Origin of the sequence: Ignatzschineria sp. RMDPL8A, from assembly GCF_029815055.1 — a bacterium.
In the GTDB taxonomy this organism is placed as follows: Bacteria; Pseudomonadota; Gammaproteobacteria; order Cardiobacteriales; family Wohlfahrtiimonadaceae; genus CALZBJ01.
Map to the genome: position 1 here is coordinate 1,726,737 of NZ_JAPPWA010000002.1, position 15,208 is coordinate 1,741,944.

Consider the following 15,208-nt stretch of genomic DNA (forward strand, 5'->3'; position numbering starts at 1 on the left):
AACATCTTTTCCAGATAAAAAAGCCCCTCGTAGGATCGATATTTTTAATCCTCGAGGGGCTTTCTTATTGTCTTAATAATTATCTGATCAGTTCTTTATAGAAACTTTATAGAAAAGCCTTGAGCGTTTTCTCTAATAGAACAATCGATTCGTCGATCTCTTTTTCCGTTACAATAAGCGCGGGGAAATAGCGCACCACATTACCGCCTGCAGGCACTAATAGAAGCTTCTCTTCGAGCGCTTTTTTAACCACCTCGCCTGCTTCAACCTTATCGGTCATTTTAAGCCCGAGCAGTAACCCCTCGCCGCGAAGTCCTTCAATTAATGTTGGGTATTTCGCTTGCAGTGCTTCGAGCTTTTTAATCGCATATGGAGCAATTTCATTGACATGATCGATAACACCACCGGTTGTCAGCTCTTCTAAAATGGTATTGGCAACGCGACACACAAATGGATTACCGCCATAAGTAGATCCGTGATCCCCAGGCTTCATCACCTCGTTTGCTTGTCCGCGCGTCATGCAAGCCCCAATCGGAAGCCCGCCACCGAGCGCTTTAGCCACAGTAATTACATCCGGTAGCACGCCAATTCGCTCACAGACTAAAAGCGAGCCGGTGCGCCCCATGCCGCACTGAATTTCATCAAAAATAAGCAGCGCATTGTGCTGATCACAAAGCGCACGAATCTCTTTGAGATACTCAACTGACGCTGAGCTTAAGCCGCCTTCCCCTTGAATCGGTTCCAAAATAACGGCGCACACATTATCGTTAAATTTCGCTTTAAGCGCCTCAATATTATTGAAATCACAGGCTTCCGTGCGTGGCATGAGCGGCACAAAATCTTGCTGATATTTCACTTGCCCGGTGACCGCGAGCGTTCCCGTGGTGCGTCCGTGAAATGAATTGTTCATATAGAGAATGACGTTTTTATCGGCGTTTTGACTGTTGCCAAATTTACGCGCAATTTTCAACGCAAGTTCATTCGCTTCTGCGCCACTATTACAGAAAAACACACGCTCAAAGGCGGTTTTATCGGTAATATTTTTCGCAAGCTCAGTTTGCGCATCATTGTGATAAAGGTTCGATACATGAAAGAGCGTATCGGCCTGCTTTTTCACCGCTTCCACCATTTTAGGATGAGAATGCCCAAGCCCATTAACGGCAATGCCCGAAACAAAGTCGAGATATTTTTGCCCTTGATCGTCGTAAAGGTAGAGCCCTTCGCCCTTAACAAACGTGACGGGATACCGTCCATAAACATTTAATAACATCTAATCAATTCCTTCTTCGTCACGGTAGATCATCGTACCGCAACCCTCTTCGGTAAACAGTTCTAATAAAATGGAGTGGCGCGTTTTCCCATTGAGAATAATCACATGGCTCACGCCCTTTTCGATCGCTTTTAGGCAGGTTCCCACTTTCGGCAACATACCCCCATTAATAACGCCGGTTTCAATATGATCGAGCGCTTCAGTGACGCTCATATCGGCAATCAGGGTGCTCGGGTCATTAAAGTCGCGGAATACTCCATCGACATCCGTTAAGAAAATTAAACGGTGAGCATTCAGCGCCCCGGCAACTGCGCCGGCAACATAGTCGGCATTAATGTTATAGGTATTGCCCGCTTTATCGGTGCCGATCGAGGAGATGACCGGAATGTAATCGTTTTCGAGCATCATATCGATAATCTCACGATTAACTTTTGTCACCTCGCCAACAAATCCGATATCGATCTTTTCTCCCTCTTTTTCTATATATTTTTTGCGCACGTGGAGCAGATTGCCATCTTTCCCGCTAAGGCCGATTGCCATGCCGCCAACGAGCTGTAGATCGGTAACGATGCTCTTATTGACTTTCGCCGAAAGCACCATCTCCGCAATCTCCACAATCTCCTTGTCGCTGACGCGATTGCCGTCGATAAAATGGCTCTGTTTGCCAATTTTAGTCAGCATAGCGTTAATTTCTGGCCCACCGCCGTGAACAATGACCGGACGGATTCCGATATATTTCATCAGCACCACATCCTTCATAAATTCCGCACGGATCTCAGGATCGACCATCGCCGCACCGCCATATTTAATCACCACGGTTTTGCCCGCGTATTTACGAATATAGGGCAGCGCCTCGACGAGAATTTGCGCTTTATCGTGATTGTTATACACCATGATTTTAGGTCCTATAGTCCGCGTTAATTTTTACGTAATCGTACGAAAGATCGCACCCCCACGCCGTTGCAGATGCCTCTCCTGCGCCTAAATCAACGCGAATAATGATGATTTTATCTTTTAATAATCCATCAAGCACCGCCTCATCGAACGAAATACCTCGTCCCTTATCGACGATCTGAACTTTACCGCTTTCTGTTTCAATCCACGCTTTGACATGGATGGGCTCAAAGTCTGCGCCTGAGTTGCCGACCGCCGATAAAATCCGGCCCCAGTTCCCATCTTCACCAAAAATGGCGGTTTTCACTAAGCTTGAGGTCACAATTGATTTCGCCGCAAGACGCGCACTGCTATCACAGCCGGCGTGATCGATCACCGCTTCAATCAATTTAGTCGCGCCTTCCCCATCTTTTGCCATCAATTTTGCGAGCGTTTTTGCCACATAATCGAGCGCTTCTTTAAAGAGACGATAATTTTCACTCTCTGTTGAATCGATGAGGCTATGTTTCGCCGTTTGATTGGCGAGCACAAAGGCCGAATCGTTGGTACTGGTATCCCCATCAACGGAAACCATATTAAAGGAGTTGGTCACCGCATCTGAAAATGCCGTTTGGAGCGTTACTTTATCAATATTGGCATCGGTGGTGATAATTCCGATCATGGTGGCCATATTGGGATGAATCATTCCTGAGCCTTTGGCAATTCCACCGATCGTCACCGACACACCTTCAATCTCAACGCGTACCGCTAAGGATTTCTCGAAGGTATCGGTGGTGCGAATCGCGGTTGCTGCGTCCATACCGCCGGTGCTTGAAAGTTCAGGAATAATTTTCTCAATCCCTGCATTCATCACATTCATATCGAGCTGATGGCCGATTACACCGGTAGAGGCAACAAAAACCTCATCAGCCTCAATTCCAAGGAGCGATGCGGTTACTTCTGTCATTTTTTGGGCATTTTCCATCCCTTCATCACCGGTACAGGCGTTGGCGTTTCCACTATTGATAATGAGAGCTCTGTGAAATGGACGTCGTCGGAGATAATCAAAACAGAGGTCTACTGGTGCCGCGCGAAAACGGTTTTGCGTCAATGCTAGCGCCGCAACGGCAGGCGTTTCACTGACGATTAATGCTAAATCTTTCTTACCACTCTTTTTGATGCCGACCGCAATTCCGGCGGCTTTAAATCCAGGGACCGACGTCACACTCCCCTGCTCTAAAAGCTCCATGGCTTCTCCTTAAATCTATAAAGTTTTTTTGAATTTATTATTAATTAGCGTAGATCAGCTAATCGTTAAGATAGATCGATAATTTTTTTACCGATTCTTTCTATATATCACATATTCAAGCGAAGATACACAGCCTGGCATAAATTTCCTGGTTATGCGCTAAATTAACGCAATAATTGTGTTAATTCCTGCTATATCGCGCATTTTTAAAGAAAATTAACCGAGCACTGCAATTCTTCATAAAAAACCGCCTCACAACTTGGAGGCAGTTGGAGGCGGAAAGGGATAAACAGAAAAGGGGCGTTTTAAGAGAATTTTCTACGTGGCAACGCCAAGCCATTTCAGGATTTATCGATATACGTTTATCAATATATATTGATCGGTATGCAAGCCTTACGCGACATACTTTTTACGCAAGGATTCTGTCGCAGTGACTAAGTTATTCAGCGCTCGACGCACCTCTTCCCAACCGCGAGTTTTAAGGCCACAATCGGGATTAATCCAGATACGCTCTTTCGGGAGATATTCGGTGGCGTGTTCGATCAATGTCTCAATCTCAGAAACCGTCGGAATCCTTGGTGAATGAATGTCGTAAACGCCCGGGCCAATATCATTGGGATATTTAAAATCGCGGAACACATCAAGAAGCTTCATGTCAGAACGCGAGGTTTCAATGGTGATTACATCGGCATCGAGATTGGCGATCGAATGGATAATCTCATTGAAATTGGAATAACACATGTGGGTGTGGATCTGCGTCTCATTTTTAACGCCTGACGCGGTGAGTCTAAAGGCTTTTTCCGCCCAATTAAGATACGCAGTTTGACGATCTTTACGCAGAGGCAATAATTCACGAATTGCCGGCTCATCGATCTGAATAATCCCAACGCCGGATGCTTCCAACTCCACCACCTCATCGCGAAGGGCAAGCGCAATCTGATAGGCGCTAATTTCATCACGCTCATCATCCCGCGGGAACGACCAAGAGAGAATCGTCACCGGGCCCGTTAACATGCCTTTAACGGGTTTATCTGTGAGCGATTGGGCATATTTAATCCAATCAACGGTAATGCTCGAAGGGCGGGAAATATCGCCATAAATGATTGGCGGTTTCACACAGCGCGAGCCATAACTCTGTACCCAACCATATTGCGTAAAGGCAAAACCATCGAGGTGCTCACCAAAATATTCAACCATGTCATTGCGTTCCGCTTCCCCGTGAACCAGCACGTCGAGCCCGAGTTTTTCCTGCTCCGAAATGGCATATTTAATCTGCGCTAAAATCCCCTCACGATATGCTGATTCATCCACATTCCCCAATCTAAATTGACGGCGAATTTGGCGAATTTCATTCGTTTGTGGGAAGGAACCGATCGTCGTTGTGGGGAAAAGCGGGAGATTAAAGCGGTCGGCCTGAATTTGAGCACGGGCTTCAAACGGGGCATTGCGCTGATCATCGCCCTTTTTAATTGAAGCGACCCGGCGAACCACCGCATCGTTATGAATTTTCGTTGAGGTACGGCGCGCCTCTTCCCGATTGCGGGAACGCTCAAGCTCGGCAGCGATCGCCTCACGCCCCTCATTAATGCCCCGATCTAAAGTGACAATTTCAGCAATTTTTTGAATGCCAAAGGCAAGCCAATCTTTCACTTCACGATTAAGTTTCACCTCAGCATCCAGATCAACGGGCACATGAAGCAGCGAGCACGATGAGCCAATCCAGAGTTTTTCGCCCCATTTTTTAGCAAGAGGTTCTAAGATATCAAGGCTCTTTTCCAGCGCATTCGCCCAGACGTTGCGCCCATCGACAATCCCAAGAGACAAAATTTTATCCGTCGGCCAATGACCCGCAACATTCTCTAAATCACCGCGCACGCCATCAAGGTGGAGTCCTGCAACGGGGAGGGTTTTAATCGTCTCAATATTACCGGCTAATTGATCAAAATAGGTGGTCAAAATGAGATTATCACTCACTTTACCGAGGCTTTCGTAAACCGTTTTAAGCGCGTTTAACCAGCTAGATTCAAGATCGAGCACTAAGATCGGCTCATCAATCTGAATCCACGACGCGCCCACTTGATTAAGGCGCACGATAATTTCTTCATATGCGCTGATTAATTTGGGTAAAAGCGTGAGCTTATCAAAGGCCTCACCTTTTTCACGAGCTAGATAGAGCCATGTGACTGGTCCCAAAAGGACCGCTTTCACCGGTTTATCACTAAAGGATTTTGCCCGCGCTACGGCATCAAAAAGACGCTCATGGGAGAGGGTAAAGGCTTGTGATTTTTCGATTTCTGGCACGATGTAGTGATAATTCGTATCAAACCATTTGGTCATCTCGGATGCAGGTGCGTCCTCCCCTGTCGGCGCTTGGCCGCGAGCAATGCGAAAGTAGGTATCAAGCGATACAGTTTCGCCGTGTGGGTGATTAAAACGCGGAGGCACAACGCCCAAAAGTACCGAGGTATCGAGCACATGATCGTAGAGGGAAAAGTCGCCAACGGTGAGTAGATCGAGATCCGCTTGAGCACGCCAAACACTCTCTTCTTCTGTTTTCGCCACCTCTAAAAGCGTCTTTTGATCGTGCGTTCCTTTCCAATAGCCCTCAAGAGCAAATTTAAGTTCGCGGTTAGCACCAATGCGGGGAAAGCCTAAAATATGAGCTGTGGACATGATTGTCTCCTTATTCTTTTTATCCAGTAATGTCAAAATGACCGATCCGTTCAAAATGGTGCTGGCACAAAAAAGCCAACACTTTTGCGTCTATCAAGAAGTGTTGGCTAAGAATCCAATCTTCCTTATCTCTCAGCCGATGAAAAAACGATCATCGCTGTAGGAGTTAGCACCTTAAACATATGTCCAGGTTGCCGGGTTTCACAGGGCCTATCCCTCCACCACTCTTGATAAGTTGTCGCCTTTTACAAGGCTCTATATATTGATCTCATGCCTTAAAATAAAAAGCAAGTCTTTTTGCAAACTATTTTTAAATCGTTTCAAAATCAATAATTAATCTTCCAAAAAAAGAAAAGCCCGAATGGGTCTACGCATTCGGGCAAAAGGTCAATGATAAGGAGTTAAGTATTCAAACTATCATTGATTACAGGGACATCTGTCTCTTCTATTTTTTCGTTTATTTGCAAGCCTTAGAGGCCGATAATATCGCCATCTTCACGCTCGATCACAACCGTTGCAGAGCGTGGGCGACCGCCTTGACGGTGATCGGGCCAATTCGAATATTGTGAAGGATTTTTCGCATCGGCATTTCCGCTTGGCGGTTCACCAGGGTGCTGGATATTGATAAACATCGTTTTGTTATCCGGCGTAAAGGCAATGCCCGTTACTTCCGCCCCGCTTGGACCGGTTAAGAAGCGCTTAAAGTAGCCTTCATTGGGGTCAACGACGAGCATCTGGTTATTTCCCATCCCCTTATAGACTTTTTGGTTTAAGGTGGAGGTTGAAACGTCCGTTTGCACCCAAAGGAGTCCGTTGTGGTCAAATTTCAGCCCATCTGGACTTCCGAAAAGATCGCCACGGTGATTGGCTACATGATTGCGATTTTCCGCTTGATCACGGCCGGCTAACGCTAAAATATTCCAGCTAAATGCCGTGCCGGTGACATCGCCGCCCTGCTCGAGCCAGTGAATAATGTGCCCAAAGAGGTTATTCGCGCGAGGATTGGCCGCATCAACGCCAGGATAACCCGCTTCACCACGGTCGCTATTGTTGGTTAGCGTACAGTAGATTGAACCCTGTTGATGAGGATTGGCTGAAATCCACTCCGGTCTATCCATTTTCGTTGCGCCAAGCACGTCCGCTGCGCCACGAGCATTAATCACCACATCGCCTTGATCGCGGAAACCGTTCGCCGCTGTTAATCCATTTTGACCATGAATCATCGGCAACCATTCGCCCGAACCATCATCATTAAAGCGCGCTACATAGAGCGTTCCGTCTGATAAAAGTGCGCTATTCTCTGTGCCTTTCTTCGGATCATAGGTGCCGTTTGAGATAAATTTATAGATATATTCAAACTTCTGGTCATCGCCCATATAGACCGCAACTTGGCCATTTTCAGCCACTACCATCTCCGCGCCTTCATGCTTAAAGCGACCAAGCGCTGTATGTTTTACCGGCGTTGAGGTAGGGTCAAATGGATCGATCTCAACGACCCATCCAAAGCGATTCGGTTCATTGGGCGTTTCATTGGCATCAAAGCGCTTATCAAATTCGTTCCAGCGATAAACCTCATCTTTATCGGAGATGCCGTAGCGTTTTTCAAGCGCCGTGCGCTCACCTTTTTTCACAAAGATATCGGACCAGTTCTCTTCACAGGTGAGATAGGTGCCCCATGGGGTTTGCCCGTTTGCACAGTTTTGCATGGTCCCTAAAATCACCTCGCCATTCGGGTCATCTAAAGTACGCATTAAGGTATGCCCTTTCGCGGGTCCTGAGATTTTCATCGGCGTGTGTGGGGTAATGCGGCGCGCATATTTTGAGGGACGCACCACTTGCCAATCGCCGCCTGATTTTGAGACTTCAACCACGGAAACTCCCATCGCATTTTGCCCTTTACGCACCTTTTCGAGCGACCAATTTTGATCACCATCGGTAAAGAGTAGGCCATTATCGATATACTCATGGTTCATCGCCAGCAGCCCATTTTTCGAGCCGGCTTTATGATCGCCAATCGGGAAGTAAGCCATGCCATCATGATGCATTCCCGCTTGAGCGAGCTGATCATCGGCGCTGTTGCTACCATCAAATTTAAACTCCGGCATATTGCCATTTAAACCAACCGCATCGCCCCAACTGTAAAATGCACGCGCTTTATACCCTTTCGGAACGATGATGGTATCTTCTGTTGAAAATGGCACCGCTTCAAAGCGAAGTAAACGCGCTAAATCAACACGTCCACCCGCAGAGGCTGCACTTGATCCAAATTTCGCGGTGAGCGTTGTCGCTGCGCCCATTCCCGGGATCATTGCCGCCCCTAGAATCCCGATTCCAACCCCGGCTTTACGTAAAAGATCACGGCGCGATACGCCTTTTTCGAGAACATCTGAAAATACAGTATTTTCACTCTCATTGCTGATCAAATCCCCGTGCGCGGCTTTTAGATAGACTGCTTTTGGCTTACCCATGATTGATTCTCCTTTTGATTCGAATGCATCATTGTGTGACTCATTAATTGAATGTCTCTAGCCTAATCGCTCTCGATGACAAGATGATGACAGCCTCGATAAGCCCATGGTTTTTTGTTAAGGTGCGTAAAAATCAATGCCTAAATATTGGTCATGAAATTTGTAATCAAATAATCCCTATGTAATCCTATAATGTGGATGAGACGCCATCCACGCTTACTTTTTCCGCTCTCTAACCCAAAGGACTTTTCTATGAAACACCCCTTCACGATACTGAGAGATCAATCGCGTTTATTCCGCACGCTGATCGCATTTTTGGTGCTGATGTGCGCCTCCTTTGCCACAGCGCAAACCGATACCGCGCAACCGCAAACGGTGCCCAATGAGGTTGAAGAACTCAATCAGATTAAAACCAATCTTGATGATGTCATCGCTAAGAAAGAGGCGATTAAAAAAGAACTCGCGAAAGCGGATGATGCGGAGCAAAAAGAGTCGCTCACCTATACGCTCGATCAGCTCACCCTGCAAAAGAAAAACTTTGAAACGATGTTTGAGAAAAAGGCGCTTGGTGGCCTTGATATCGATCGTTTCGAGAATTTTACCACGCAAGAATCCCAAGATCCTGAGACCTACGATTGGCAAAAAGAGCTGATCCAAATTATTCAACCGGTCTTCTCATCGCTCCAAGATCTCACCGAATCACAGCGTAAAAAAGATGGCGTTCGAGCCAATAAAAATACGCTTGAAGAGAGCGTTGCGATGATCGATAAAGGGATTAAGCATCTCGATAAGATCGATAAAACCGCCCTATCCCCCGCCTCGCAAGAGAGTTTAGAGAAAATTCGTGCCTCTTGGGAGATCAAAAAAGCAAACTTCCAAAATCAGCTCGATCTTGTGATGCTTGAATATCAAGAGATTGAGAAAGAAGGCACCTTTATTGAACGCATGATTGATGGCACGATCAATTTTCTGACCAATCGCGGGCTCATTTTACTCTTAAGTTTCGGGGCGTTTTTTGGGCTGCTCTACCTCTTTTCTTGGATTCTCAATCGCCTCACGGTCTATCATGAGAAGAAATATAAACATCGCAAAACCTCCTTTGCATGGCGCTTAACGCTCCTGCTCTATCAGATTGCAACCTTTGCTATCTCCTTTACAGCGCTCCTCGTGATTCTGCATTCATCGGGCGATATGGTGCTGTTTGGCTTTGCGATCTTAATCTTATTGGCCTTCCTAATTAGCTTCCGTAACTCCATTCCGGCGTACTTTAAAAAGATCCGTACCTTTCTTAATATGGGGCTTGCCCGCGAAGGCGAACGCCTCATCTATCAAGGGATTCCATGGAGAATTGAAAACATTAATCTTTACTCCGTTTATCTAGTCAATCCCGCGCTTGATAACGGCAAACTTCGCCTCAATGTGGATCTATTAGATGGCATGCTCTCACGGCCTGTAAAAATGGATGAGATCTGGTTTCCGTGCCGCCCGGGCGATACCGTGATCATCGATGGAACCTATGCGAAAGTGGTGCGTCAAACGCCTGAATCGGTCTATCTTGATTCCTTTGGCAGTACGATCAATTACCCGACGGCAAACTTTATTGCGGCAAAACCGAAAAACCTCACCTACGGCTATAGCATCACCATCAATTTCACCCTAAGCCACGACCATTTTGATCTTGATATTGAAGAGACAATCGAAAAAATTCGGGAGAGTGTGGAAGCCCATACCATCAATGTTGATGAGGGCATGAAAAAGGCGATCAATGCGATTACCGTCGATTTCCGCGAGATCGATAGTGCGTCCGGCCTTGTCTATACCGTGATTGCCTCGATGGGGGTTAATGCACTCAATTACTACTATTCACTGCCACGATTAATGCAGCGGGCGTGTGTGAAAGCGGCGCAGAAACATCATTGGACCATTCCCTATAGTGAGGTGGTTATCTCCGAGCGAGATCAAACGCCAAAACCTCTTGAGCTTGCAAAAGCGGCGCAACATGCGGGAAAAATGGGACCGAAAGAAGATTAATCTCGCTTAATCTCGACCCAAACAAACGGCAGATCCTAAGTGATCTGCTTTTTTATGCCCTAAAAACTTCTGAAAACGTCCGAAAATCGTCTCAATCGTGAGATCGATTCGCCCTGATCGAAAAAATCGGTCTATAATAGAGAGTCAGATTGTGATTGATTCACCTCTTTATCTTGTTGAGTTTAATCAAGATGCCTTCCGAATGGGACGCTATTTGCCTATGATTCTATCCGCACGCCTTCGCCACACCCTCTCTCTTTTAGGATTAAGCCTGCTTGCCCTACTCTTGCACGGGCTTATTTTATTAGGGCTTGGAAAAATCTTTCTAAGTGAGATCGCCTACCGCGATATTTTCACCCTAAAACCGCCCTATTTAGGCGATTTAACGTTGTGGCTATTACTGCTTTTTTTGGCCTTTTATGTCAGCACCATTTTACTGACGGCTATTCGATTTAGCACCAAGGCGCTCTGGGTGATTGCGAGCTTTATCACCGCCCCGCTACTCATTAGCGCCACATCCACCATCTGGCAAAATCTCAACGCGCCCGAACATCTCACCGTGATGGGCCTTGTGATCAACTATCTCTTTATCTTTTTTATTGTGACAACGCTCCACCTACTTATTTTTGCGTGGATCACAAGTGGGCAACATTCCACCTTAAAAGGCCGCCCGCGCCAAGAATCCTCCGATGCGGCCCACCATTTTTTCTGGTTTATTGTGGCGCTCGTGATTTTAGCGGTGAGCTATTCACTCTCCTTTATTGTGTCGCTCTTTATTTTTGATCTCGTGGCGATCTTTACCAAAGAGATTCCGCTCGATCTCCTTCACGCGAACGATACCAAAGGGTTTTTACTCAATATCTATATCGGTACGTTTGCGAGCTTTGCAGTCTTTGTCGCGCTCTATGTGGCCTATATTCGCAATCAAAATCTTAAAAATTCCGAGCGTCAATTTGAACATACGCAAAAGCAATTTGATTACACTCAGCAACAAGACCGTGAAAGTGAGGTGGAAAAACGTTTCCATGAAGGAATTAAACTATTGGGCGATAGCAATGAATCGGTGCGGATCGGCGCGATCTATATCCTTTGGGAGATTGTGAAAGATGCGGTTAAAGCGCTTCCCTATCTTGAGCAAAAACATGGCTACGTCTATTATGAAAAACCGCAAGAATCGGCAATTATTCCCTATATTCGCGACACAAAAGAATCCCTTGACCCCGCAAGTCAAAGTAAATTAAAACGCCATTATCTGCAAAAGCATCACCCAAGTTCAGCGCAGATTAATGCGTATTTAAAAGCCTATTCGCTCCATGAACAGATTCTCAATATTTTGTGCGGCCATATTCGTAGCCTTACCAATACGCAGGATTATCTCCTCGATTATTACCCTTCCATCGCGCGGAAAATCTATCAAAAACCCTTTATGGAACATTACGGCGAGGATTCGGTCTATGTGAGTCAGCATCATGAAGAGCCGAGCAATGAGATCAATATTCTCTTTCATCTCCTTACCCATCGGGATCTGCCTCAGATGCGGACGATCACCAATGCGCTCAACTTTAGGCTCGATTTTTCTCATGCGATTTTAAAGGGAATTCATGGCGACCGCTCGGATCTCTCTTCCGCGAATCTCCGAGACACCAATTTTGCCAATGCCCAGCTCAATTATGTCGATTTCCGCTTTGCCCATTGTGAACGGGCGAATTTTAAGCGAGCAACGCTTAATCGCTCAGATTTCACCATGGCACACTGCCAAAAAGCCTCATTCCACCGGTCACAGATCAGTAGCGCAACTTTTCACTTTACCAACTGCATTGAAGCGATCTTTACCGAGCTTGCCTATAAAGCCTATTTTTATGGAGCGAGCATGCAAAATACGCTCTTTTCATTGCAGGATTTTCTTGACGATCACATTCGTTTACGGGGCATTAATGGGCTTCCGGGCATCAAAAATATTACCAGTTTAGAGAGAAAGCCTGTGATTCAACTCATCGATGGAGAAGATCGCTATCCGCTTCATCCCAATCAGCTCGATCAGTTGCTTCATTCCGATAAAGGGCGCGATATCTATAAATATTATATGGATCATCTCGATGGGGAAATTTGGCGGATCTCGATTAAAGAGGCCTATTTTGCCTATCAATCATTGCGCCGCTCGGGGGAGACCCGTTACCTTGGCGAAAGTTACACCGGTTATCGCAGTTTAGAGCTCACAACCACGCGCGAATATCTGCAGGTATTTCAGCGTCACTATCTCGATCATGGTAACGATTTTGAGGCGCTATTTGATGCCCTTTCAACCGATGAAAAGCAACTTGCCACCGAGATGTTTACCGACTTTGATAAGATCGCAAAAGCCCGAAAACAGGCGGAAGAAGCGTTAAATGATGCATCTGAAAAACATGAGGATTGAGATTAACCGATGAGCCTCTTTTTTAATCAATTAGCTGAACGTGCCATCGCGAAAGCGCAACAACAAGGTGAGCTCGATAATCTGCCAAATCAAGGGAAATCACTCGATCTTGATGATGATTATGCTCGTACACCTGAGACACTCCGTATGGGGTATAAAATTCTCAAAAATAGTGGCTTTTTACCGCCCGAGCTTGAGGCGCGCCAAGAGGCGGTCACCCTTGCGAAACTGATCGCATCCACCGATGATCGCGATGAGATGACGCTCAATGCGCTCGACCGTAAACTGAAACGGCTACTGCAAAAAATGGAAATTACCGGTTTTGATACCCGCTTTATCGAAAAGTATCTGCGTCACAAATCTCCCTAAAACATAGCCCATAGATGAGAAGAGCATACGAATAGATCACAAATTTTACGCAAGAAAAAAGCCTAAGAACTTACATTCTTAGGCTTTCTCGTGTCTGGCTCCTCGACCTGGGCTCGAACCAGGGACCCCTTGATTAACAGTCAAGTGCTACTACCAACTGAGCTATCGAGGACTAGAGATTAGGTATTATAGAGATTTTTCCGTTTCCGTCAAATAAAGTTTTGCGTTTGGGCAATAATTCCTCAAAGAAAGTCTTTTTGCTGGGTTAAATCAAACTTTCGAGCATAATAACCCCTTAATATATCTCATAATGTATGATCGAAAAGTCCATTAAATCCAAAATAAGAACCCGTAAACAATATGATACGAACCTTTATAATTAGCCTCACCTCGCTCATTGCGATCACCGTCTTTCTCCTTTATCTCTTTGTGATCGATACTCGCGATCCGGAAAAGGTATTTATACGCAATTTTACCGTACAGGTGAATGCCGATAATATGCACTGCCGCCTCAAATTTGACGATCAATATACTCTGCTTAGCACGGAAAATTATTCTCAATATCCACGCATGCTCTCCATGGGGCACGCCATCCAGCCGAATGATCTTTATGTTTTCTCCCACGGCGATCATACCATTTCAATGGATGCGTGGCTGCTTGCGGATCTTACTGAGATCGACGATACGGCGCACTGCAAAATGACGCTGTCGGGAACGGTTTCAAATCTCAACGAGACGCTATTTAAAGGGGAAGCGATCCTTATCGCAATGGTCGATAAAAATCATCAGGTCATCATTCGAAGCTCGAGCGATCACTATGATAAAACGATTCATGAAGATGACCATAAGCGCCCGACAAAGATCTCCGTCAAACAAGCTTTCCCCACCATTACCTATTTCTAATTATTGATTGCAAACGAGACACTCATGACCGATTTAACCGCCTCCCCCGCCGTAGCTGAGAACAGCCCACACGATAAAACTCAATCCCCCAAAGCGCGCATTTTAGTGATCATCACACTCTTATCAGCGCTTGCCTATTATATTGGGCTGCACGCCTTTGAAGTTTCAGCACCTCGAATTTTGCCCATTGCTCCGGGCGGACTTCACACCATCACAAGCTGTGGGTTGGCGCTCGCCGCGATTGTGGCGCTCTTTAATTTCAGCACACCCAATCATTCCGGTAAAATCACGCGCCCCCTGTTTCTCATCGGCATTGGGATCTTAGGTATTTTAACCATTCTGCTTGCGATCTATCTCGATCGGACGCTCTCAAGGCTCGTTTATAGCAATGATCCAGACACAGAGAAAACCGTTATCTATACGCTAATGCTGGTCTCCTATACTTGGATCGCGCTTTTCTCGTCGGTTTTCTTAAATGCCCTTCGCCTTCCCGCTTTAAGAGCCTATAGTGCCGCTCTACTCATTGCCCCATTTTTAGGTGTGACGATTTTCCTTCTCCTCAATACAGCAACAATGCTCTCATTTAATCTTCTATCGGTCCGTATTTATGGCAGTTGGCCGCTCTGGGCAAATTGTCTCTACTTAGGCCTCGCCTTCTTTTTAAGTGCCCATATTATCTATTTTATCTTCCTAAAATTTCCCGGAAAAGGCGTGTTTATTCTCGTTTCCATTATCAGCCTTATCGGCGCTACCCTCCTCTTTACGCACCTTTATGAAAAACGAATGGTGATGCATTACCTCCTTGGGCTCTACTATAATTATCCCGCCATTATCAAATAACCGATCTCCGGCAGAGGGTTGATATTTCATCTAGATAGGCAATCGGCATTTCCCATGATATGCTTAGATTCTGTACGCAAAAACGTGCAAGCATAATAATAAACGCGCGCCTCGAC

10 protein-coding genes, 1 tRNA gene and 1 riboswitch are annotated in these 15,208 nt (G+C 46.0%); of the genes, 5 read left to right on the forward strand and 6 right to left on the reverse strand.

Annotated elements, in window-relative coordinates; translation table 11 throughout:
* Positions 1-106: 106 nt before the first annotated feature.
* The 5 genes from OXI21_RS09280 to OXI21_RS09300 form a co-directional block, all read right to left on the reverse strand.
* Positions 107-1,270, reverse strand: a complete 1,164-nt coding sequence (locus tag OXI21_RS09280; RefSeq protein ID WP_279619296.1) for an aspartate aminotransferase family protein — start codon at positions 1,268-1,270, stop codon at positions 107-109.
* The gene (gene argB, locus OXI21_RS09285) at positions 1,271-2,161 is read right to left on the reverse strand and encodes an acetylglutamate kinase (RefSeq protein ID WP_347815535.1); all 891 of its coding nucleotides are present in this window, start codon (positions 2,159-2,161) and stop codon (positions 1,271-1,273) included.
* A 7-nt stretch (positions 2,162-2,168) separates the two neighbouring features.
* Positions 2,169-3,392: a bifunctional glutamate N-acetyltransferase/amino-acid acetyltransferase ArgJ gene (gene argJ, locus OXI21_RS09290; RefSeq protein ID WP_279619298.1), complete on the reverse strand. Its 1,224-nt coding sequence runs from the start codon at positions 3,390-3,392 to the stop codon at positions 2,169-2,171.
* 393 nt (positions 3,393-3,785) lie between these two features.
* Positions 3,786-6,065: a 5-methyltetrahydropteroyltriglutamate--homocysteine S-methyltransferase gene (gene metE, locus OXI21_RS09295; protein WP_279619299.1), complete on the reverse strand. Its 2,280-nt coding sequence runs from the start codon at positions 6,063-6,065 to the stop codon at positions 3,786-3,788.
* A 122-nt stretch (positions 6,066-6,187) separates the two neighbouring features.
* Positions 6,188-6,302, reverse strand: a riboswitch (SAM riboswitch).
* Between the two features lie 233 nt (positions 6,303-6,535).
* Positions 6,536-8,533 carry a PhoX family phosphatase gene (locus tag OXI21_RS09300; RefSeq protein ID WP_279619300.1) on the reverse strand — a complete coding sequence of 666 codons (1,998 nt, stop codon included), beginning with the start codon at positions 8,531-8,533 and terminating at the stop codon, positions 6,536-6,538.
* 252 nt (positions 8,534-8,785) lie between these two features.
* Here OXI21_RS09300 and OXI21_RS09305 point away from each other — a divergent pair, with 252 nt between their 5' ends.
* From OXI21_RS09305 to OXI21_RS09315, 3 genes are all read left to right on the forward strand, one after another.
* A complete protein-coding gene (locus OXI21_RS09305; RefSeq protein ID WP_279619301.1) occupies positions 8,786-10,564 on the forward strand; it encodes a hypothetical protein in 1,779 nt (592 codons plus the stop codon).
* A gap of 151 nt (positions 10,565-10,715) precedes the next feature.
* Positions 10,716-12,980, forward strand: a complete 2,265-nt coding sequence (locus tag OXI21_RS09310; protein ID WP_279619302.1) for a pentapeptide repeat-containing protein — start codon at positions 10,716-10,718, stop codon at positions 12,978-12,980.
* A 9-nt stretch (positions 12,981-12,989) separates the two neighbouring features.
* The gene (locus OXI21_RS09315; RefSeq protein ID WP_279619303.1) at positions 12,990-13,349 is read left to right on the forward strand and encodes a DnaJ family domain-containing protein; all 360 of its coding nucleotides are present in this window, start codon (positions 12,990-12,992) and stop codon (positions 13,347-13,349) included.
* A 95-nt stretch (positions 13,350-13,444) separates the two neighbouring features.
* On the opposite strand, the gene OXI21_RS09320 is transcribed toward OXI21_RS09315, so the two are convergent.
* A tRNA-Asn gene (locus OXI21_RS09320) sits at positions 13,445-13,521 on the reverse strand.
* Between the two features lie 188 nt (positions 13,522-13,709).
* Here OXI21_RS09320 and OXI21_RS09325 point away from each other — a divergent pair.
* Together OXI21_RS09325 and OXI21_RS09330 are read left to right on the forward strand one after the other, a co-directional pair.
* Entirely contained in the window at positions 13,710-14,252 is a 543-nt protein-coding gene (locus OXI21_RS09325; protein ID WP_279619304.1) for a hypothetical protein, read from the forward strand.
* Between the two features lie 24 nt (positions 14,253-14,276).
* Entirely contained in the window at positions 14,277-15,092 is an 816-nt protein-coding gene (locus tag OXI21_RS09330; protein WP_279619305.1) for a hypothetical protein, read from the forward strand.
* Positions 15,093-15,208 lie beyond the last annotated feature (116 nt).

What these genes read in the sequence shown, in the direction of transcription:
- OXI21_RS09300 (WP_279619300.1), bottom strand. Translation starts at nt 8,533, where the DNA reads ATGGGTAAGCCAAAAGCAGTCTATCTAAAAGCCGCGCACGGGGATTTG.
- OXI21_RS09280 (WP_279619296.1), bottom strand. Translation starts at nt 1,270, where the DNA reads ATGTTATTAAATGTTTATGGACGGTATCCCGTCACGTTTGTTAAGGGC.
- OXI21_RS09330 (WP_279619305.1), top strand. Translation starts at nt 14,277, where the DNA reads ATGACCGATTTAACCGCCTCCCCCGCCGTAGCTGAGAACAGCCCACAC.
- OXI21_RS09325 (WP_279619304.1), top strand. Translation starts at nt 13,710, where the DNA reads ATGATACGAACCTTTATAATTAGCCTCACCTCGCTCATTGCGATCACC.
- metE (WP_279619299.1), bottom strand. Translation starts at nt 6,065, where the DNA reads ATGTCCACAGCTCATATTTTAGGCTTTCCCCGCATTGGTGCTAACCGC.
- argJ (WP_279619298.1), bottom strand. Translation starts at nt 3,392, where the DNA reads ATGGAGCTTTTAGAGCAGGGGAGTGTGACGTCGGTCCCTGGATTTAAA.
- OXI21_RS09305 (WP_279619301.1), top strand. Translation starts at nt 8,786, where the DNA reads ATGAAACACCCCTTCACGATACTGAGAGATCAATCGCGTTTATTCCGC.
- OXI21_RS09315 (WP_279619303.1), top strand. Translation starts at nt 12,990, where the DNA reads ATGAGCCTCTTTTTTAATCAATTAGCTGAACGTGCCATCGCGAAAGCG.